This window comes from Pontibacter fetidus (genome assembly GCF_010119545.1).
Classification (GTDB): domain Bacteria; phylum Bacteroidota; class Bacteroidia; order Cytophagales; family Hymenobacteraceae; genus Pontibacter; species Pontibacter fetidus.
On the sequence record NZ_JAAEAA010000003.1, the window covers coordinates 138554 to 158871 of the forward strand.

General features: G+C 44.5%; 17 protein-coding genes. 11 read left to right on the forward strand and 6 right to left on the reverse strand.

All coding sequences use genetic code 11. The annotated features are described in order from the left end of the window. Positions 1-60 precede the first annotated feature (60 nt). The 6 genes from GWO68_RS03070 to GWO68_RS03095 all read left to right on the forward strand — a co-directional run bounded on the left by GWO68_RS03070 (position 61) and on the right by GWO68_RS03095 (position 10248). Positions 61-2979 carry a CHASE domain-containing protein gene (locus GWO68_RS03070; RefSeq protein WP_162344940.1) on the forward strand — a complete coding sequence of 973 codons (2919 nt, stop codon included), beginning with the start codon at positions 61-63 and terminating at the stop codon, positions 2977-2979. 127 nt (positions 2980-3106) lie between these two features. Next, on the forward strand, positions 3107-4486 hold the full coding sequence (gene radA, locus GWO68_RS03075; RefSeq protein ID WP_162344941.1) for a DNA repair protein RadA: 1380 nt from the start codon (positions 3107-3109) through the stop codon (positions 4484-4486). A 156-nt stretch (positions 4487-4642) separates the two neighbouring features. Further along, complete coding sequence (locus GWO68_RS17995) at positions 4643-6061, forward strand: TlpA disulfide reductase family protein (protein ID WP_317164481.1); 1419 nt, start codon at positions 4643-4645, stop codon at positions 6059-6061. 910 nt (positions 6062-6971) lie between these two features. Continuing rightward, complete coding sequence (locus tag GWO68_RS03085) at positions 6972-8159, forward strand: baeRF3 domain-containing protein (protein WP_162344942.1); 1188 nt, start codon at positions 6972-6974, stop codon at positions 8157-8159. Between the two features lie 102 nt (positions 8160-8261). After that, entirely contained in the window at positions 8262-9284 is a 1023-nt protein-coding gene (locus GWO68_RS03090) for an SPASM domain-containing protein (RefSeq protein ID WP_162344943.1), read from the forward strand. Positions 9285-9321: 37 nt separating this feature from the next. After that, a complete protein-coding gene (locus GWO68_RS03095; RefSeq protein ID WP_162344944.1) occupies positions 9322-10248 on the forward strand; it encodes a mechanosensitive ion channel family protein in 927 nt (308 codons plus the stop codon). A 59-nt stretch (positions 10249-10307) separates the two neighbouring features. Here the strand turns inward: GWO68_RS03095 and GWO68_RS03100 are convergent, their stop codons facing one another. The 6 genes from GWO68_RS03100 to GWO68_RS03125 all read right to left on the reverse strand — a co-directional run bounded on the left by GWO68_RS03100 (position 10308) and on the right by GWO68_RS03125 (position 14620). Next, on the reverse strand, positions 10308-10646 hold the full coding sequence (locus tag GWO68_RS03100; protein WP_162344945.1) for a hypothetical protein: 339 nt from the start codon (positions 10644-10646) through the stop codon (positions 10308-10310). Between the two features lie 197 nt (positions 10647-10843). Continuing rightward, positions 10844-11035 (reverse strand): FeoB-associated Cys-rich membrane protein, encoded by a 192-nt coding sequence (locus tag GWO68_RS03105; RefSeq protein WP_162344946.1) that lies wholly within the window; start codon positions 11033-11035, stop codon positions 10844-10846. Between the two features lie 31 nt (positions 11036-11066). Next, entirely contained in the window at positions 11067-11870 is an 804-nt protein-coding gene (locus GWO68_RS03110; RefSeq protein ID WP_162344947.1) for an inositol monophosphatase family protein, read from the reverse strand. Between the two features lie 39 nt (positions 11871-11909). Beyond that, complete coding sequence (gene lnt / locus GWO68_RS03115; RefSeq protein WP_317164482.1) at positions 11910-13592, reverse strand: apolipoprotein N-acyltransferase; 1683 nt, start codon at positions 13590-13592, stop codon at positions 11910-11912. Beyond that, complete coding sequence (gene rsmI / locus GWO68_RS03120; RefSeq protein WP_162344948.1) at positions 13558-14244, reverse strand: 16S rRNA (cytidine(1402)-2'-O)-methyltransferase; 687 nt, start codon at positions 14242-14244, stop codon at positions 13558-13560. Before rsmI ends, lnt begins: the two co-directional genes overlap by 35 nt. Positions 14245-14365: 121 nt before the next feature. Beyond that, entirely contained in the window at positions 14366-14620 is a 255-nt protein-coding gene (locus tag GWO68_RS03125; protein ID WP_162344949.1) for a 4a-hydroxytetrahydrobiopterin dehydratase, read from the reverse strand. 142 nt (positions 14621-14762) lie between these two features. On the opposite strand from GWO68_RS03125, the gene GWO68_RS03130 reads away from it, so the two are divergent. The 5 genes from GWO68_RS03130 (at position 14763) to GWO68_RS03150 (ending at position 20294) form a co-directional block, all read left to right on the forward strand. Beyond that, a complete protein-coding gene (locus GWO68_RS03130) occupies positions 14763-15623 on the forward strand; it encodes an SDR family oxidoreductase (RefSeq protein WP_162344950.1) in 861 nt (286 codons plus the stop codon). 81 nt (positions 15624-15704) lie between these two features. Then, positions 15705-16004 (forward strand): hypothetical protein, encoded by a 300-nt coding sequence (locus GWO68_RS03135; RefSeq protein ID WP_162344951.1) that lies wholly within the window; start codon positions 15705-15707, stop codon positions 16002-16004. Between the two features lie 69 nt (positions 16005-16073). Beyond that, positions 16074-16301, forward strand: a complete 228-nt coding sequence (locus GWO68_RS03140; protein WP_162344952.1) for a hypothetical protein — start codon at positions 16074-16076, stop codon at positions 16299-16301. Positions 16302-16390: 89 nt separating this feature from the next. Then, positions 16391-17086, forward strand: a complete 696-nt coding sequence (locus GWO68_RS03145) for a metallophosphoesterase family protein (protein WP_162344953.1) — start codon at positions 16391-16393, stop codon at positions 17084-17086. A 505-nt stretch (positions 17087-17591) separates the two neighbouring features. Then, entirely contained in the window at positions 17592-20294 is a 2703-nt protein-coding gene (locus tag GWO68_RS03150) for an IPT/TIG domain-containing protein (protein ID WP_162344954.1), read from the forward strand. Positions 20295-20318 lie beyond the last annotated feature (24 nt).

Sequence of the window (20318 nt, forward strand, 5' to 3'; positions counted from 1 at the left end):
CTATTACAGCCTGAAGCAGACTACAAACTTTTGTATTGTTTGCTTTATTAACAAAAGCATATGAGAGCAGCAAAAATTGTTTCTTTTATCCGGGATCATATTATTGCTGTATCTTCCTTCCTGCTCATTTTTCTGGTAACCATCTTCCTGTATTCTGAAACAAAAAAGAAAGCTGCGGAGCGTAACGTCAAGTTATTTGAGCTGCGCGCAGACCAGGCCACACAGGATATAAAAACAAGGCTAAACGATTATATACAGATACTGGTAGGAGGCAAAGCGCTATTTACGGCATCCGATACTGTAGAGCGTAAAGCCTGGCATACCTACTACCAGGGGCTTGACCTTGAAAAGAAATATCCGGGTATACAAGGCTTAGGTTATACGCATTTTATAAGGCCTGATGAAATGCAGAAGCACCTCCAGCAAATACGTAACGAGGGGTTTAAAGACTATAAGGTTACACCCGAGGGCGACAGGCCAATCTATAGTTCCATCATTTACCTGGAGCCTTTTACCGGCCGTAACCTGCGTGCTTTTGGTTATGATATGTTCAGCGAACCGATCAGGCAGTCGGCGATGCGCATTGCCCGCGACACTAAACAGCCAACTATGTCCGGCAAAGTGCGCCTGAAGCAGGAAACAGGCAAAGACGAGCAGGCAGGTTTCCTGATTTACCTCCCGGTTTACCGTAACAACGCCGACCCCGAATCGATAAAGGACCGCCAGTACCTTATAAAAGGGTTTGTTTACAGCCCCTTCCGGGCCAAGGATTTTATGTCGTATGCCCTGGGTGCAGACTATAATGACATAGACATTGAAGTATACGATGGCACCACCATGAACGAGGAAACGGTGCTTTACAGTACCGATTCGGTATTACATTATAACAAAGATGAGAAGCGACTGCGCAAAATAAACACCATTACAGTTGGCAATGCTACCTGGCGCATTTTAAGCACGGCCAAACCAAAATTTGCACAAACCTCCGACGCAGGCCTGCCCTACTTTATTTTGCTTGGTGGTACCATCATCAGCTTCCTGATGTTTTTTATTATCTGGTCCTTGTCCAGCACGCGCCGCTCTAACCGCTTAAAACAAACTATAACAGATAACTCCACTGCTGCCCTGTTTATACTAGACCCACAGGGTTACTGCACGTTTATGAACCCCGCCGCCGAAGAAATGACCGGTTACATGTTTGAGGAGTTACAGCAAAAGACCCTGCATGAAATGGTGCATTATAAGCGGCCCGATGGAACAAGCCTGCCTGTATCAGAATGCCATATTTACAATGCATTAAAGTCAAGGCAACCGGTACGCGCCCTCGAAGATGTTTTTGTCCGGAAAGACGGAACATTTTTTAACGTGCTGTGTGCCGTGCGTCCTATTATTGAGAACGACGAGGTAAGCTATACGATAGTAGAGATCAGGGATATAACCGACGAAAAGCGCACCCAGCAGGCTATTATAGAAAGCGAAGCCCGCTTCAGGGCCATGGCCGATAACGCACCGGTAATAATTGCGATAAATGATGAGACCGGGCAGTTTGTATATGTAAACAAGCAGTGGATAGATTTTACGGGACATTCCCTGAAAACCACGTTAGGCATGCAATGGGTTAACTACCTGCACCCCGACGACAGGGAACTTGCCGCTCAAAAATATAAGAAAGCAGTTGATGAAGGTCGTAGTTTCAGGATGGAGGTGCGCATGCTGCGCCTGGATGGGCAATACCGTTGGGTAGCTACTACCAGCACACCACGTTTTGGTGGTAACGGCGAGTTTATGGGCCACATCAGCTCTATTATTGATATTTCGGAAATAAAGGAAGCCGAGCGCCGGGTAAAACAGAATGCCGAACTGTTGCAGAAACTCTTCCTGGAGGTGCCTGCCCTGGTGGGGCTGGTTCGCTCTCCGGACATGCAGTACGTGCTGGCTAACCCACTATACCGCAGCCTGTACGGCAACCGCCCCTTGGTAGGCAAAACCATTTACGAAGCACACTCCGGGCAGGAAGGCGATGGTTTCTTTGATAAAATAGAAGAAGTATTTAAAACCGGCGAGCCCTACATTGGTAACGAAGTGCCCGTAACTATAACCCCCGCTTTTGATGGCCCACCGATGCAGGCTTATTTTAACCTGGTATACCAACCCCTGAAAGATGTAAATGGCATTGTAGAAGCGGTATTGGTTTTTGCTATAGAAGTAACAGAACTGGTAACTGCCCGGTCGGGTTTGTTGGGGGCTAACGCAGAGTTGAGCGAAAAGAACAACGAGCTACTCCGCATCAACAACGACCTCGATAATTTTGTGTATACCGCCTCCCACGACCTTAAATCGCCGATTGCTAATATTGAGGGCCTGGTAACGCTGCTGCGCGATATACTGCAAGGCAAAATGGACGCTGAAGATGAAAGAGTGCTGGATATGGTAACCAACTCGGTTAACAAACTGAAGCAAACAATAGGCGACCTTACCGAGATAACAAAAGTACAGAAAGACCTGCAGTCTAAACTGGAGCCGCTTAAATTTAACGAAACGCTGCGCGACGTTCTCTCCGATATTAACGGCCTGGTATATGAGACCGGAACCCTTATTAAAACCGATTTTGAGGTGGATGCTATACTTTATGCCCGTAAGAACCTGCGCAGCATTATGTATAACCTGGTATCAAACGCAGTAAAGTACAGATCGCCGGAGCGAACACCCGAGGTAAATGTTAAAACCTACCGGCAGGATGGCTATATAGTACTGGAAGTGGCCGACAATGGGTTAGGTATAAAGCCCGAGCATCAGCACAAACTGTTCAGTATGTTTAAGCGCCTGCACACACACGTAGAGGGCACCGGTATAGGGTTATACATTGTAAAACGCATTATAGAGAACAACGGCGGCCGCATAAAAGTAGAGAGTGAACTGGGTAAAGGCACTACCTTTAGGGTATACTTTAAAGAGGTGCCCGTTGAGGCCAAAGTATAGATTTTACCTCCTGAAAAATAGTATATTTAAGCTGCAATTATTGACCGTTTTATACCCAAAAGTTGTTTTAGTCTGATGGGAAATAAATCCCTTTACCAACTATAAAAACAACGACAACCAACCTTAGATGGCTAAAATAAAAACATCCTACTTCTGCCAGAACTGTGGCGCCCAATCAGCAAAATGGATTGGCAAATGCCCGGCCTGCGGCGAGTGGAATACCTACGTAGAAGAAGTAGTACAGCGCGAAGAATTAACGCCAACCAGCATCTGGAAAGTAGGCAGCAGCTCGGGACAGGTGGCTAGCAAACCAAAACCTATCGCCGACATTACTTTTCAGGAGCAGCAACGCATTAACACCACCGACCAGGAACTGAACCGTGTACTGGGTGGTGGCATTGTGCCTGGGTCTATGGTACTGATAGGCGGCGAGCCAGGTATAGGTAAATCTACCTTGATGCTGCAGATAGCGCTGAGTTTGCGTAGCCTGCGCGTGTTGTATGTAAGCGGCGAGGAAAGCGAGCAACAGATTAAAATGCGTGCCGAACGCATTGGAGCCCCTACCTCCGACTGCTTTATACTTACCGAAACCGGCACCCAGAACATCTTTAAACAGATAGAGCAACTACAGCCACAAGTACTGATCATAGACTCCATCCAGACGCTGCATTCATCTTTTATAGAGGCGGGTGCAGGCAGCGTGAGCCAGGTGCGGGAGTGTACAGCAGAGCTTCTGAAATTTGCCAAGGAGAGCGGAACGCCTGTATTTCTGATAGGCCATATAACCAAAGAAGGAAGCCTGGCAGGTCCTAAAATACTGGAACACATGGTGGATACGGTGTTGCAGTTTGAAGGCGACCGCCATATGACCTACCGTATCTTACGCACTACCAAAAACCGCTTTGGCTCTACTTCTGAGCTGGGTATTTACGAAATGATGGGCGCCGGCCTGCGCGAAGTAAGCAACCCTTCGGAGATATTGATAACGCAGCGCGAGGATTCGTTTAGCGGCATTTCGATTGGTGGAACCCTGGAAGGCAACCGACCGCTTTTAATTGAGGTGCAAAGCCTTGTTAGTCCGGCTACGTACGGCACGCCGCAACGAGCCAGCACGGGCTTCGACGCGAAACGCTTAAATATGCTATTGGCTGTACTGGAAAAACGCGGTGGTTACAGATTGGGCGCCCAGGATGTGTTCCTGAATATTGCCGGCGGCCTGAAAGTGGAAGACCCTGCCCTGGATTTAGCCGTTTGTGCGTCTATACTTTCGTCGTTTGAAGATATGCCTATACCGGGTACGTCTTGTTTTGCAGCCGAAGTTGGTTTGGGTGGTGAGATACGCGCTGTAAATCGTGTCGAGAACCGCATCACCGAAGCCGAAAAGCTAGGCTTTACCGATATCTACATCTCCAAGTATAACAAGAAAGGCCTCGACTTCAGCAAGTTCAACATTAAAGTGCATGCTTTCAGTAAACTGGAAGATGTTTTCAGCGAACTATTTGGGTAACAGCTTGCAGTTATAAAAGAGAAACTATAGCAATTCTGGTTTTCTGAAGTAAAATTTATACTTCCCGGAATTTATAGGTAGGAGGTTGGTGTTCAGCTACATAACTTTTAATATCTTAAGGTTACGTAGCTTAACATTTCACTTCCTATCTTTTTTATGAAGCGCATACACTTACTGCTTTTGCTGGCTGCATTGCTTGTTGTGAACTATAGTTTCGGGCAAGGGAAAGCCGTTATTACCGGCAAAATAACCAATCCGCTCTCCGACGAAATTACGATTATCACCTATCCTAATCCGCTTATCCCGCAAGAAAAAGAAACTACAGTGGAGTTATCCGGAAATAGCTTTAAACTGGAGGTTCCGGTTACTGAAACTACCCTGGCGGAGTTGGTGCATGGCAACGAAGTGGTGCCTGTTTACCTGGAGCCTGGCTATAGTTTAGAGCTGAACTTTAACGGTGATAAATTCCTGAAAACGATAAAATTTGAAGGCAAAGGCGCTAACGAGAACAACTACCTGGCACAGTACACCCGACGTTTCGACGAAGTGGAAGATTACCAGGTGTTGCCTGAAAACATTAAACTGAACGAAAAGGAGTTTACCGAATTCCTGGATTACCGCAAAAAAGATCAGCTGAAGAACCTGGAGAAGTATAGCAGCAAAAGTCCGGTTTCAGATAAGTTTAAAACGTTTGCGCTTTCCGAGATCGAGTATGGTTATACCAATGATAAAGTAACATACCCGGCCTTGCGCCAGCGCGTGGGTGCCAGCAAAGGCTATGTTGCCCCTACCGCAGCATTCTATACTTTCCTGAACGAGCTGGATATGCAGAAAGGGTTGGCCATTAGCCCGGCGTATATCGCTTTTCTTCGCAATTATGTAGCACACTATACCCAAACCGCAGGCCTCTCTGAAACCGATAAACTATACTTTAAACAAAGCTATGCAATAGCCGCTCAAAAATTACAGGGTAATGCCCGTTTATTAGCGCAAGCCAATATTCTGAAACAAGCTATCCAGAAAGGTCACATCGGTTACACTGAGGAAATACTAAACAACTATAAAAACAGCGGCGCAAAACCTGAAGTAGTTACTTACCTGGAAAACTACATGGCGCAAAACAGCAAAAATGCGTTGGGTAGCCTGGCTCCGGATTTTAAACTGAAAAGTATAGATGGTACTGACGTTACCCTGAGCGATTTTAAAGGTAAGCTGGTATATCTTAATTTCTGGCAGGTTGGCTGCGGGTTGTGTATGATTGAATTGCCACATATACAGGCCTTAACCAAACAGTTGCAAGGTAAAAATGTGGTAGTAGTAAATGTTGGCTTGGATGAGGATGAAGCAAAATGGCGCAAAACGGTAACTTCGAAGCAACTGTTAGGCACGCATTTATACATGAAAGGTTTGGATGCAGAGCTCGTGAAAAAGTATGACCTGAAAGAAGTACCTGCCTATTTCCTGCTTGATGAAGAAGGCCGTTTTTTAACCACAAAAGCCCGCCGCCCCAGCGACCGCGAAGCTATAAATGATATTCTGCATCACCTGAACCAGGAACAGGCCAGTACAAAATAATACCAACTAACCCTTTAACCCCGTTCAACTGCCCGCTGCCTTTGGTTTCGGGCAGTTTTGTTTTAACTATAGTTAGAAGGATAATTCTATAGTTACCGTTGGTTCAACCAACTCCTCCTTGTCTAAGGCGGAGAGCTTTCTGCATTTACTATAGTTACAGTTATAGTTTCATAGTTGCTGCTGGTCATCCCCCTACCCCCTTCAAAGGGGGACTTTTCGGTCTTTACCACTTCACAAACTATAGTTTCATAATTATAGACCACGAATCGGACAGGTCGCGACCTGTCCCTACAGAACTATAACCACGATAATTCTCGAAGCGAGCAAGTTTAAACTATAGTTACAGGTCAATAGTAGAAAGATCACAGTCTTTGGGTTGAGCGCCTTTGACTTGTTGCGGTGGCGTGAGCCAATCCGAGGCACGAGGATAGCAAGAAGGCAGCAGCGCGATGCCCGAAGACGGGGCCTCCCGGCCGTGAGGGCACCAAAGCTATAGTTGAAACGATAGGTCAGTAAAGCTCCCAGGAATATAGAAAGTTTGAAAAGAAGGCTTGGTTTTGATAGCAAGTAAAGTCAACTATAGGCTGCGATAGATTTCTCCTTTCGTCGAAATGACAAAGAAGGAAATATAGGGCAATTAGGATACCTCGACTAACGAGTGGGATAACAATATAGAAACTGTAGAACTATAGTTCTGACGCTAGCAGGAGCTACGCACACTGCTAGGTCTTCGAAACCTCAGATTTCTCGCTGCATTCGAAATGACAGAAGAGAAACTATAAACCAACATTTAAATCCAAAATAACCGTTGCTACTGCTACTGCGTACTTAAAATTCACACCTCTGAAAAAATACGGGGGTTTTGATGAACAGAATTAGTACCACTATCAATTCTTAAAAGGCAAAGCATATGGCATTAATCCACAAAAAAGACATTGAGAAATTGCTCAATGTGCAGCATAACACGCAGAATGCACTGTGCATCTCTATTTTTATACCTACACACCGCGCCGGCCACGAAACCCTGAATGGCAACGACCAGATACTGTTTAAAAACAAGATAAGGGAAGCTAAAACGTTACTGGCAAAGCACGATGTGCCCGAAACAGAAATAGAGGCTTACCTGAAACCAGCCGAGGAATTATTGGCAGATGGGAATTTCTGGCGTCATCAGGCAGAAGGATTAGCGGTATTTATCACCAAAGGCTTCTCGGCGCATTATGTGTTGCCAGTTACGATGCCCGATGTGGTGTATGTACTCGACCAGTTCTACTTCACACCTATCATCCCGTTGCTGAGCCAGAATGGCCGCTTCTTTATACTTTGCCTGAACCGTGAAAAGATCGGTTTCTATGAAGCTACCCTTGATAAAATGCGCCCGGTAGATATCAGCGCTTTTGTGCCGGAAAGTATGAACAAAGCCCTGAAATTCGATATAAAAGGACACGACCAGGATTTCACGAACTCGACAGCTACGGTAAACGGCTCTAACATTGTGCACGGGGCAGGCTCTAATAAAAGCGACGAAGAATATGAGCGCGTACGTGAGTTTATGAATGAAGTGGACAAAGGCCTGCAGCAAATACTACACGACGAACATGTACCGCTGGTACTGGCTGGTGTAGACCATTACTGCAGCATATTTAAAGCCAACAGTAAGTATAAAAACATAGTACCGCAAAACGTGCATATAAACGAGAATGCAGATGCAGCCAATGGCAACGCCCTGCACGAAAAAGCACTGGCTATAGTTAAGCCACTAATGCAGCAAAGCCATACCGATTCGCTTTCGCGTTACGAAAATGTGGCAGGAACCGGCGTAACGTCCGAAGACCTGGCAACCGTAGCAGCCGAAGCGGTACATGGCCGCGTAGAAACCCTGTTTATAGCACCAGGCCAGCCGGTTTGGGGTAAATACGATGCAAAAAATGCCGTAGCGGTTATACACGACGAGTACCACCGCGGCGATGATGACCTTGTAAACCTGGCAGCCATGAAGACACTTGCGCAGGGTGGCAGGGTGTTCGTGAGTAGTTACAATGGCTTAACCGAAGGTGCAGAAGGCAGTGCCAACGTAAAAGCATTGTTCAGATACTAACTTGTAGAAATTGGGCTTTAAAGTCTAATAGTTTATCTTAGGGGCAGCCGGAAAAGGTTGCCCCTTCTTTTTTCGATCTGGTTACTGTGCAAAGCTACACCCATGAAACTATACTTGACAGACGGTTTTAATTTTTTGTCGAAGATGACGTGGAAGCGGGCGTTTAACGCAGTGCAGGTAGTAAGCAGTTATTTGTATGCCAAAGCTACAGGCAAAGCAGTGCACTGGGGTATGCCGGTCAGTATTTCCTTAGAGCCAACTACCTCCTGTAACCTGCGCTGCCCCGAATGCCCCAGCGGTCTCCGCTCCTTTACGCGCCCAACAGGCATGCTAAACGAAACGCTCTATCGCCACATTATAGACCAGCTACACAGCAAACTTTTATACCTGATCTTTTACTTTCAGGGCGAGCCATACCTGCACAAGCAGTTTTTAGAGATGGTGCACTACGCCAGCAAAAAAGGAATTTATACGGCCACCTCTACCAACGCACATTACCTGGATGATGAAACCGCCCGCAAAACTGTAGAGTCGGGGCTGGACAGGCTGATCGTATCTATAGATGGCACTACCCAGGAAACATATGCTGCTTACCGTGTAGGTGGCAAGCTGGATAAGGTGCTGGAAGGCACACGCAATGTGGTAAAATGGAAGAAAGCCCTGAAATCTAAAACGCCGCATATCATGTTCCAGTACCTGGTGGTCAGGCCAAACGAGCATCAGCTGGAAGATGTAAAAGTACTGGCTAAAGAGCTGGGTGTAGATGAAGTAGTATTTAAAACTGCTCAGATCTACGATTACCAGCATGGCTCCCCGCTTATTCCAACTATAGATTATTACTCGAGGTATAAAAATAACGGCAACGGAAACTATAGCATCAAAAACAAACTGCTGAATCACTGCTGGAAAATGTGGCACTCCTGTGTCATCACCTGGGATGGGTTGGTAGTGCCCTGCTGCTTCGATAAAGATGCCCAGTACCGTTTCGGAGACCTGAAAGAAGAGCAGTTTGGACAAGTATGGCGTGGGCCGAAGTATAGCCAGTTCAGGCAAACGGTGCTGCGCTCCAGGGCTGAAGTAGAGATGTGCCGTAACTGTACAGAGGGAACTAGAGTATGGGCTTAGATACCGTCACCATCCTCCGGTAAAAGACCTCTACTTTATGAATGACATTGACAAGGCCTTAGAACTGCTGCTTACCAAGCTGGAACTATGGGGCAGGCACCTGGTACTCATGCTCCCGAACCTGTTCCTAGCTCTTCTCATCTTAATTATTACCTTTTATGTTGCCCGGCTTATCCGGAACGGGCTGGATAAGGTAATAACCCGCTTTTCCCATAGCCCTGCCCTCAACAACCTGATCTCTACGCTGCTGTACCTGGCCATTGTAATGGTAGGCTGCCTGCTGGTGCTGAGCGTACTGAAGCTGGATAACGTGGTGGTATCATTGCTGGCTGGTGTGGGTATAGTTGGTCTGGCATTGGGTTTTGCTTTTCAGGATATAGCGGCCAACTTTATTTCGGGTACCATTATAGCCGTGCAAAAGCCGTTTGGCGTGGGCGATATGATCGAAACAAACGACTATTTTGGTGTGATAGAACGCATCACTCTCCGGACTATAAATATCCGGAAAGTGACCGGCGAACTGGTTATGCTGCCTAATAAAATGGTGTTCGAGAACCCGGTCACCAACTTTTCTTTCCACGGTATCCGGCGCATCGACCTGGACGTAGGCATTTCGTATGGCGAAGACCTGGAGCAGGTACAGCAAATTGTAATAGAGGCGCTGCAGGATGTAAAGAACCGTGTAAAGACCCGCGATATAGAAGTGATGTATGATGAATTTGATGAGAGCTCGATTAATTTTAAAGCGCGTTTCTGGGTAACCTACTCCCGGCAGTTCGATTATGTGAGTGCTAAAAGCGACGCCATTATCCGCATAAAAAAGGCTTTTGACGAACGAGGCGTTATTATCCCGTTCCCGGTTCGTACCCTGGATTTCAATATTAAGCGTGGCGAAAGATTATCAGATCACCTGGGTGCTATTAAAGTGGCGATAAGATCAGATGATACACCAAAAAAGGACTGAAGCGTAAGTGCTGCAAGTATAAAACAAAAGAGCCGGTTACTGCTAACCGGCTCTTTTGTTTATTTGTCTCTTTTGTCAAGGTTCTTACCTAAGTCCTCTACCTGTTTCAGGAAGCTGTCTACGCCGGTGTCGGCATACGGGCCGTAAGAGTTGGATATAGTACCTTTCAGGCCGCTGCTGGTTTCCACAGCATATAGTATCGACATATCATCTGGGTCGCTTTCACCTTCGAAACGGTAAAAGTCTACGATGCGCACCTGGTCTGGCCCAAACTCGTCTTTGTTATCCATGTTACAAAGCTTGCCCTCTCCGGATACTTTAAAATCATACTTGTAGCCATCTTTACGCAGGCGGTTAAGTACGTTTACCAGAGATCTTTCTTCTACTTTATCTTGCATAATATCTTCAGTTAAGATGATTAAATTCTATAGTTATGTTACAGATTGTGGCTATAGAACTATACGCAAAAAATAGCTTTGGTTATGTACTGGAGTATAAATTTTACGGATAGGGCAAAGTATAAACGTACCTATAAAAGAAAGGCGCCACCCTGTACGAGGTAGCGCCTTTTATAGTTTACAACCTAAGCTATAGTTTATACGTTGGGTAATGCAGCCTTTTTCCTGCGCTCCATCTCCTGCTCTATCTTTTTAAAGTCGATACCGCCACAAGCGCCGCAGCTTTTGGCACAACCTTCGGCTTTGCTGCTAAAGGTGCGGTAAAGCATACGAACCATGTACGCGACTGCAACTATAAAAAGTAGGAGAATGATGATTTGCTGTACCATATTGTTACAACTATAAGCAAGTATAAAAAGTTTAGGGTTGCGGCTTTTTCCAGTGCTGGGCTATAGTTTGCAGCATTTCGGAGTGTATGTTGCCGTTGCTGGCTACAATCTCCCGGCCAAAAACATAATCGCCGCCCTCGGTAAATTTAGAAAGTTTTCCGCCCGCTTCCTGCACTATAACTGCGCCGGCAGCCACGTCCCAGGCATTCAGGTTATACTCAAAAAAACCCTCGAAACGGCCGGCAGCTACATAAGCCAAATCTAAGGCGGCAGAGCCTATACGACGGACTCCATGCGAGGTAGCCATAAAAGCGCCCAATACCTGTAAATACTGTTGCGTCAGGCTAAAATCATAGTATGGGAAGCCGGTAGCGATCAGCGAATCTTTTAACGCAGGAGCATCAGATACCTTGATCTGTCTATCGTTCAGGTAGGCGCCGTTGCCCTTGGTAGCATAAAAGCATTCGTCCTGCATGGGGGCATAAATTACGCCCAGCACCATTTCATCTCCTTCCATCAGCCCTATACTTACGCCAAAGTGCAGCAAGCCGTGAGTAAAATTTGTGGTGCCATCCAGCGGGTCGATGATCCAGTTATAGGTTTCGCCGCGCTCGGTGGCTGTTTCTTCTTCGGTTATAAAGCCAGCTTCAGGCAGTAGTTTCTGCAGGTCGTTTACCAGTTGGGCTTCGGCCTGTTTATCTACATACGATACCAGGTCGTTAAAGCCTTTCATTTCTATTTTAGAGCGATCGAAGGTGGCGGCTTCCTGTTTAATAAAAGCCCCGGCGCTTCGGGCAATTTCAGTTACGCTTTGGCAAAGTTGCTGCAGATCCATAGTTTATAGTTTGGTTGGCAAAGCTTATAGTTACGTAGCTTAGGCGCGTGTTGCTACTTTTGCTGCAGGAGTTTGTTTTTTTCTGTTTACAAAACCGGCAACTATAGCCACCACAAATAGCAGCAATGCCAACCACAAAGCTGAGTTGCCAATGTACTCGCCCATGCGGGTATAAAAAGTAAGATCCGTGTTGGCAAGTATAGTTTGCGACAACGACGCCTGTACCCACCAGCCAGATCGGTCGGTTATCTCCCCTTTCTGGTTAATAAAGGCAGAGATACCGGTATTGGCAGCACGGGCTATACTTCGGCGTGTTTCGATGGCGCGGAGTGTGGCGTATTGTAAATGCTGTTTATAGCCTGGTGAGTCGCTCCACCAGCCATCGTTCGTGATCACAAATATCAAACTGGCCCCGTTCTTCACATACTCCGATACATATTCACCATAGATAGACTCGTAACAGATAACCGGCGCTGCACCTAAAGCTGCATTTTGTGAATGCTTAAACACATCGCGGGTTTCCTGACTTCCCTGGCTGCCAACTGTTCCGCCCAAGTCTATCGCTAATGGCCCCAGAAATTTGAAAACCTCCGGATAGGGCAGCTTCTCTACACCAGGCACCAGTTTAGACTTATGGTACAGATCTATCTCATTTTTGCGATTTATGTGCATGGCCGTATTAAAGGAGTCGTAGTACCCAAAGCCCTCCAAGTGGCGTATAGTTGGGCTGGCGTCCTTGTTATCGCCATAGAAAGTATAGCTATCTAGGCCAGTGACCAGTTCTATATCCGGGTGGCGCTGCACAAACTCTTTTAACTCTTGTATTGACTGATAACTGTGCAGTTGCTCTTCCCAGTAACCGTTATCCTGGCGCAAAGCTGTTTCGGGCCAGACCACAAATTTCGTTTTCGGCGTGATCTTTTGCTCCGAAAGGCTGATCATGCGCTGCTGCTGCTCCTCGTAAGGTATAAAGTTGTCGTGGCCGGAGAATTTCTCGTGATAAGGATCTATGTTCGGTTGTACCACCACTACTTCAGTAGGCGTACCTTTCTCTTCGTAACCGGCAAGTATAGCATAAGAGATAACGATAGGCACAACTATAAGCACCAATGGCAACCATAGCTTTTTAAACTCCACGCGTTGCTGAGGGTAATCTTTGATGATTAAAAAGATAAGCAGGTTAACCAGCAGCACCCATACCGAGCCTCCTAAAAAGCCAGTATACTCATACCATTGCACCCATGTGTTAAGCGTTGCAAAACCATTGCCCAGCGTAAGCCAGGGCCACGACAGATCCCAGTTCAGGTGAAATTGCTCGAAAGCTACCCAGTAAACTATAAAAGAAATGTAGCCAAGGGTATTGCCCAGGTATTTGCGGGTAAAGTAAAAGGCCGTTAGCGGAATGCACATCAGCAGCGCATTAAGCAACACGGCAAAAATACCTCCTGGTAAAGTAGAGTGCATCACCCACCAGGTTGTAAATAGGTTCCAGAGCATCATGGCCAGGAATGACCACTTAAAAAAAGTAAAGCCCGGCGATCTATACTTGCCACTTTCAACTATAAGCTTCTCCATGTAAAGCACAGGCACAAACCCGACAAACAGGAAAAAAGCCAGCGGCTTGGTAGGCCAGCCGAGCCAAAGTATAAGCCCTGATAAAAGAGCGAGGAACGGAAGTATATAAGGGCTATTTACTACCCTGTACAACAATGACGAATTCACCTTTGATTGCTTTGGTTGTAAAGATTTGTATTAGTTCGTCGAGGGTGCCGTTTATGGTCTCTTCGAACATTTTTGAGATTTCACGTGAAACGGAAGCCATGCGCTCGCCGCCAAAATATTCTTTAAACTGGGTTAAAGTCTTTAATAAACGGTGCGGCGACTCATAAAAGATCATCGTGCGCTCTTCTTCGGCCAGGCTTTGCAGGCGTGTCTGGCGTCCTTTCTTTATGGGAAGAAATCCTTCAAACGTAAACCTATCGGTGCTGAAACCTGATTTTACCAATGCTGGCACAAATGCAGTAGCTCCCGGCAAACATTCTACTTTCAAGTCGTTCTTCAAACACTCACGTACCAGGAAAAAACCAGGATCAGAAATACCCGGCGTGCCTGCATCCGAAATAAGGGCCATCACTTCTCCGGCTTTCAGACGGTCTATTAGATGTGAAGTAGCTTTGTGTTCGTTGTGCAGGTGGTGGCTGTGCATGCGTTTTTCAATACCCAGGTGCTGCAGCAGTTTGCCACTGGTCCGGGTATCTTCTGCCAGTATCACGTCCACTTCTTTCAGTATTCTGATGGCACGCAGCGTTATATCTTCCAGGTTACCAATAGGTGTAGGCACCAGGTATAGGTTTGTTTTTTCGGGTTCCTGCATGCTGCAAAGATACTACTTAATTGCTGATTGTTAATTGCTAGCTGCCAAAGCGACTGTAAGCGAAGTATAGCCATAATGTTTGTATTTATCCACAACTATAAACTATACCTCCAACTATAGCCTACTCCTCCGTAGCTGTCATCTGATCGTAAATCTCATCGATGCGCTGGGCAAGTTTCAGGTCTCGTTTGGTTACCGTATTACCGGCATCGTGGGTAGTCAGCTCAATTTCTATTTTGTTGTACACATTGCTCCACCACGGATGATGGTCCATTTCCTCGGCTACTTCGGCTACCTGCTGCATAAATGCCATCGCTTGTTTAAAATCTTTGAAGGTGAGGCTGCGGTGCAATTTATTGTCTTCTTCTTTCCACATAGTTTGTAGGTCTATAGTTGCTTATACTCTGTAACCTGATTTAACGATGAGTTTGCATCGCTGGCAACGCATTAAAAATGGCTGGCGTATAGCATAACGCAACATTTAACTGCATCTATACTTTGTTAAAGCTACTAAAACTATGGAAAACAAACCGAAAAAGCTGCCGGCACAAAAGCAGAAAACCCAGCCCGGCAAAGAGCATAAAATGACCCCGCAGCCCGAATTTATCCGGGACAACTATAAAGGCAGCGACAAGCTTAAAGATAAAGTAGCCCTTATAACCGGCGGCGATAGCGGTATTGGCCGGGCGGTAGCTGTACACTTTGCACGAGAAGGAGCCGACATAGCTATAGTGTACCTGAACGAAGATCAAGATGCTGAAGACACAAAAGAACTGGTGGAACAGGAAGGAAGAAAATGCCTGTTGATTTCAGGTGATATCGGGAATGAAAAGTTTTGCCAGAAAGCGGTTGACCAAACTATAAAAAAGCTGGGCAAACTGGATGTACTGGTTAACAATGCCGCCGAGCAACACGAGCAATCCGAGCTGCAGGATATTACAAAAGCACAGCTGGAGAAAACATTCCAGACCAATATATTCTCGATGTTCTATTTCACCAAAGCTGCTTTGGGACACATGAAAGAAGGCAGCGCCATTATCAATACTACCTCAGTTACCTCTTACCGTGGCAGCCATCACCTCATGGATTATGCCTCTACCAAAGGAGCCATTACGGCCTTTACAAGATCATTATCCGCTAACCTGGCCGAGAAAAAGATACGTGTAAACGGCGTAGCTCCCGGCCCTATCTGGACCCCACTCATACCAGCCTCTTTTGATGCCAAGGAAGTAAAAGAATTTGGCCAAAATGTACCACTTAAGCGCCCTGGTCAGCCTTCTGAAGTAGCTCCCGCCTATGTGTTACTGGCCTCTGAAGATGGCTCTTATATTACCGGGCAAATAATTCACGTTAATGGTGGCGAGCAGGTAGGCTCGTAGATTTTACTCAACCATAACTATAGAAATGGAGTAAAAAGAGTTATGCTAAAGAATACCTAAGACACATAAATTTGATTGATTATGGCTGATAATAAAGAAGATAAAAACTCGCAGAAAGATGTTGGGCATAACCGCCCGGTGCGGGTAATAGAAGACGATACAAGCGAACTGGAGATGCGCGCAGGGCACATTATACCAGGTGCAGATCCGCCAAAGAATGAGCACCAGCGAGGTGGCTTTGGTAACCGCGATGGCAAAGAAGGTTTTGGTAGCGATACCGCTTCCGAAGGTCCATCTGCCACAGGGGTTAACGACTTCGCTGACGACGGAACACCACCACCAGATAACATGCGCACCGAAGACGAAGGAAGAGGAACCTGATCTAGGGATAGATTTATACTTGCCGAATAGAAGTGGCGAGCAATTTTAAATTTAAAGAAGGAGGACAAGATGCCATCATATAAGCACACCAAACCAAGCGGTGAAAACAAAGGTAACCCGGCAGGCAAAGGCCAGGACAAAGCAGGCGTAAAACCAACTGGACAGACAGACGATAAGTTAAAAAATAAGTACACCGAAGGAGCAGATGAAAAAGCAGCTCAGACAGGTAACGTACTTAAAAACAACGACAACCGTAATACAAACAAGCCTGACCTGGATAAAGGAAAGTATAACTAAGCATAACTGATATGCATAAAAATAGCACCTGCCCACAACAGGTGCTATTTTTATGATACATTTGCTATACTTAACCTTATAAGTTTCTGATGGCCCGTTACGCCCTAACTGATATACACGGTTGCGCTCAAACACTGAAAGCATTGGTGCTGGAGCAACTTAAGCTACAGAAAAAAGACGAGTTGTATATTCTTGGCGACCTGGTAAATAAAGGCCCCGACAGCAAAGGCGTTATTGATTTTATAGTTCATCTACAAAAACAGAACTATAATGTGCAGTGCCTTCGTGGCAATCACGACCAAATGCTCTTGAAGGCTGCTACCAAAGGAGAAGCAGCCTTGAACCTCTCCCCCTCAGAAAAAGAATTAGCTCTGCAAAGCTTCGGAATACGAACATTCGAACACCTCTCTCCCAAATATGTAGCTTTCCTGAAAAACCTTCCCTATTACCTTGAGCTATCAGATTATTTCTTAGTACATGCAGGCTTCGATTTTAAGCAAACAGATATTTTTAAAGATAAAGAAGCCATGCTGAATATACGAGGCTTTAAACCTGATCCGGCCAAAGTAAATAACAAGAGGTTAGTACATGGTCACACACCAATTGCTTTGCATAGTATCAAAAAGGCAGTCGCGCATAATGATTATGCTTTGAACCTGGATGCTGGTTGTGTATATTATAAAAATGCGAGCTTTGGTAACCTAGTAGCACTTGATTTAGATACACAGGAGTTATTCTCACAGCCCAATATAGATCGCCCATATCCTGTCCGCAGGAAAAGCTAGGCTATGCAATAGTTTTTCCAGGTAGTGCACTTCTACCATAGCTAAATTTCATGATTTATGTTCACTCATTCTAAGAAGGCATACCTACAATTGGGTATAATCTCTTGCTATTTAGAATTGCATAAACTTTCTATACTACAATTCTATATTCAAAATTCATATTAAGATTTTTTTTTGTACTTTTTATGTTTCATGTTGTGAGATATTTTTTTTTACTTCTTTTCTAGGAGCTAAAGTAAGACAGCTAAAAGATTTTATTTTAATAGTTAATGGTTTGATACACAGTATTATGTAGTCTTTTATTAGTGGCTAATATAGCTGTTATATAATATGCTGTATAATATATATTAAATATTATACTTTGTCGCTATGGGGGTGGTTTGTATAAAAAAATAGTTATAAAGACTTGCAATGATAAGGAATAAATTATCTTATTTTGCAAATAATTATCCGATCATAAGAGGCTAACTGACAATAAATTAATACTTGCTACAATTTTCAAGCTATGGCACGTTTCTACACTCACCCTTTTAACTCACCGCTGGTAAGAACGCTGCTTATTACAGTCTTATTAATGTTTGTTGCAGGCGTAAGCTCATATGCACAAACTGTTACTTCTTTTACACCATTATCAGGGCCAGTAGGAACGGAGATTACTATAACTGGTTCTGGTTTCACAGAAGCTCATACAGTAGTAATAGGCTCAGGTTCTACTTATGATTTTACGATCGTTAGTGATTCTGAAATAAAAGTCAAAGTTCCAGCTTCAGCTTCCAGCGGTGTAGTTCGTGTTAGCTCTAATCAAGGTTCTGGCACAGGTTCAGGAACCTACTCAGTAGTTAATGCACCAGCAATCACTTCTATTACACCTTCCTCTGGTCCGGTAGGAACAGAAGTAACCATTACAGGTTCGAATTTTTCAACAGTAATGGCAGTTTCAATTGGTAGTGGATCTACGACAAACTTCACTAAAATTAGTGATTCTGAAATCAAAGTTACAGTTCCGTCTTCAGCTTCAAACGGAAGTATAAGACTAAGTTCAAGTCAGGGATCTAGTAACAATTCTTCAAGTTTTACATTAGTCAATGCCCCTATTATTACATCTTTTTCTCCTTCTTCGGGTCCTATCGGAACAGAGGTGGTAATTACCGGTACTAATTTTGCAGGAATTAGCCAAATTTATGTAGGCAATGGTCTTGTTTCAACTTTTACTGTTGAAAGCAGCACGCAGTTACGCCTTAACGTGCCTTCAACAGCTTCTATAGGAAAGATTCAAATACAGTCTGCTCAGGGTTATGCATACAGTTCTGGAATCTTTAATATAACAGGAGTACCTGTAATTACATCTTTTACTCCTGCATCAGGCCAAGTTGGAACAGAGATCACAATTATAGGGCAAAAATTTACTGGAACTAGTAAGGTTCATGTCGGCGGTTCTGCTACCAGCTTTACAGTAGTTAGCGACACAGAAATAATAGCAACAGTACCAACCACAGCTTCTACAGGAACAGTGCAGGTGCAAGCGCCAAACGGTATAGCTTACTCCTCGACCTACTTTACTGTTATAGGGGCGCCGGTGGTAAATTCTTATTCTCCGGCTTTAGGCCCTGTAGGCACTGAGGTAACAATAAAGGGTAGTAATTTCACAGGAGTAAGTAGATTATATCTGGGAAGTATATCAATATTGGCTAGCGCATTTAGTTCGTTAACTGATACAGAAATAAAGTTTAATATACCTGCCAATGCATCATCTGGCTATATAACAATATTTTCCTCCACAGGTAATGTGGGTGTAGGACAGTTTACTGTTACAGGCACACCAACTATAACATCATTTAATCCATCTTCTGGGCCTGTAGGTGCAGAAGTAACGATTCTAGGTACAAACCTTGCTGAGGTTTCCAGTATTTATGTGGGTGGAGCACTAGTAACTAGTTTCAATATAGTTAACAGTACTGAAATAAAAGCGATTGTTCCTGCAGCTGCTTCTACAGGTGCCATAAAATTATCATCTAGCAAGGGGGGGAGTACTAGTAGTAATATTTTCACCGTTACAGGGGCGCCGATGGTAAATTCTTATTCTCCGGCTTTAGGCCCTGTAGGCACTGAGGTAACAATAAAGGGTAGTAATTTCACAGGAGTAAGTAGATTATATCTGGGAAGTATATCAATATTGGCTAGCGCATTTAGTTCGTTAACTGATACAGAAATAAAGTTTAATATACCTGCCAATGCATCATCTGGCTATATAACAATATTTTCCTCCACAGGTAATGTGGGTGTAGGACAGTTTACTGTTACCGCACCTGCCATTTTTCTTACTGCAAGTGAAATCAACTTTGCAGACATTCCAGTTGGCAGTACACAGGTTAAAGAATACCAAGTAAGTGGCTTAGGTCTTAAGAATGGAGAATCTGTAACTATCAACTTAGGCGTATCGAGCCCTTATACTATTTCTACAAATGCAGGTTCAGGGTTTGGTAAATCTGTTACATTAAATACGGTTAGCAACAACAAGTTAAATGCTACATCTATTTTTGTAAAGTATACGGCAGCAATTGCTGGAGAAAACACTGATGTGATCTTACACCAGCAAGGATCAACAGCTTCTAAATCTCTTAATATTAGAGGTAATGCTATTTCTCCTCTCCCAGTAGAGCTCGTAGCATTTACAGCTAACTTGAAAAATGGTCAGGTTAACTTAAACTGGACCACCGCATCTGAAAGAGACAACTCTCATTTTGAAATAGAGAAAGCAGGTGGTTCTTCAAGTAACTTCAGAAAAATAGATACTGTTAAGAGTAAAGTAGGCACTAGCTTTACTACAACGAACTATAGCTTCTCTACTTATTATAACAGCAATGGTGCAACTGAATATTACCGTTTGAAGCAAGTAGATTTAGACGGTACTCCAAAGTATAGTAAAGTAGTTTCGGTTAAGCCTTCTGGTATTGTAAAACAGATGGAAGTAGCACCGAACCCGATAACCGAAGATTCTAAAATTTACTTTACTGCTGAGATTGAGGGCAAGGCAATTATAAGAGTTACTTCAGTTACTGGTAAGCAAGTCTACTTTGAGCAAATTGATGTGCATGGGGGAGAGAATGCAGTGCAGTTGTCTAAGTATAACAAACTTATGCCTAGTGTTTATATTGTAACAGTGGAACACGATGGAAAACGAGAATCAGTAAGAATAGAAAAGAAGTAAAAACAACTACATAACAAGAAAGCC

Bases quoted from the DNA above. Each gene is read 5' to 3' on its own strand.
- GWO68_RS03070 (WP_162344940.1), top strand. From the start codon at position 61: ATGAGAGCAGCAAAAATTGTTTCTTTTATCCGGGATCATATTATTGCT.
- radA (WP_162344941.1), top strand. From the start codon at position 3,107: ATGGCTAAAATAAAAACATCCTACTTCTGCCAGAACTGTGGCGCCCAA.
- GWO68_RS17995 (WP_317164481.1), top strand. From the start codon at position 4,643: ATGAAGCGCATACACTTACTGCTTTTGCTGGCTGCATTGCTTGTTGTG.
- GWO68_RS03085 (WP_162344942.1), top strand. From the start codon at position 6,972: ATGGCATTAATCCACAAAAAAGACATTGAGAAATTGCTCAATGTGCAG.
- GWO68_RS03090 (WP_162344943.1), top strand. From the start codon at position 8,262: ATGAAACTATACTTGACAGACGGTTTTAATTTTTTGTCGAAGATGACG.
- GWO68_RS03095 (WP_162344944.1), top strand. From the start codon at position 9,322: ATGAATGACATTGACAAGGCCTTAGAACTGCTGCTTACCAAGCTGGAA.
- GWO68_RS03100 (WP_162344945.1), bottom strand. From the start codon at position 10,646: ATGCAAGATAAAGTAGAAGAAAGATCTCTGGTAAACGTACTTAACCGC.
- GWO68_RS03105 (WP_162344946.1), bottom strand. From the start codon at position 11,035: ATGGTACAGCAAATCATCATTCTCCTACTTTTTATAGTTGCAGTCGCG.
- GWO68_RS03110 (WP_162344947.1), bottom strand. From the start codon at position 11,870: ATGGATCTGCAGCAACTTTGCCAAAGCGTAACTGAAATTGCCCGAAGC.
- rsmI (WP_162344948.1), bottom strand. From the start codon at position 14,244: ATGCAGGAACCCGAAAAAACAAACCTATACCTGGTGCCTACACCTATT.
- GWO68_RS03125 (WP_162344949.1), bottom strand. From the start codon at position 14,620: ATGTGGAAAGAAGAAGACAATAAATTGCACCGCAGCCTCACCTTCAAA.
- GWO68_RS03130 (WP_162344950.1), top strand. From the start codon at position 14,763: ATGGAAAACAAACCGAAAAAGCTGCCGGCACAAAAGCAGAAAACCCAG.
- GWO68_RS03135 (WP_162344951.1), top strand. From the start codon at position 15,705: ATGGCTGATAATAAAGAAGATAAAAACTCGCAGAAAGATGTTGGGCAT.
- GWO68_RS03140 (WP_162344952.1), top strand. From the start codon at position 16,074: ATGCCATCATATAAGCACACCAAACCAAGCGGTGAAAACAAAGGTAAC.
- GWO68_RS03145 (WP_162344953.1), top strand. From the start codon at position 16,391: ATGGCCCGTTACGCCCTAACTGATATACACGGTTGCGCTCAAACACTG.
- GWO68_RS03150 (WP_162344954.1), top strand. From the start codon at position 17,592: ATGGCACGTTTCTACACTCACCCTTTTAACTCACCGCTGGTAAGAACG.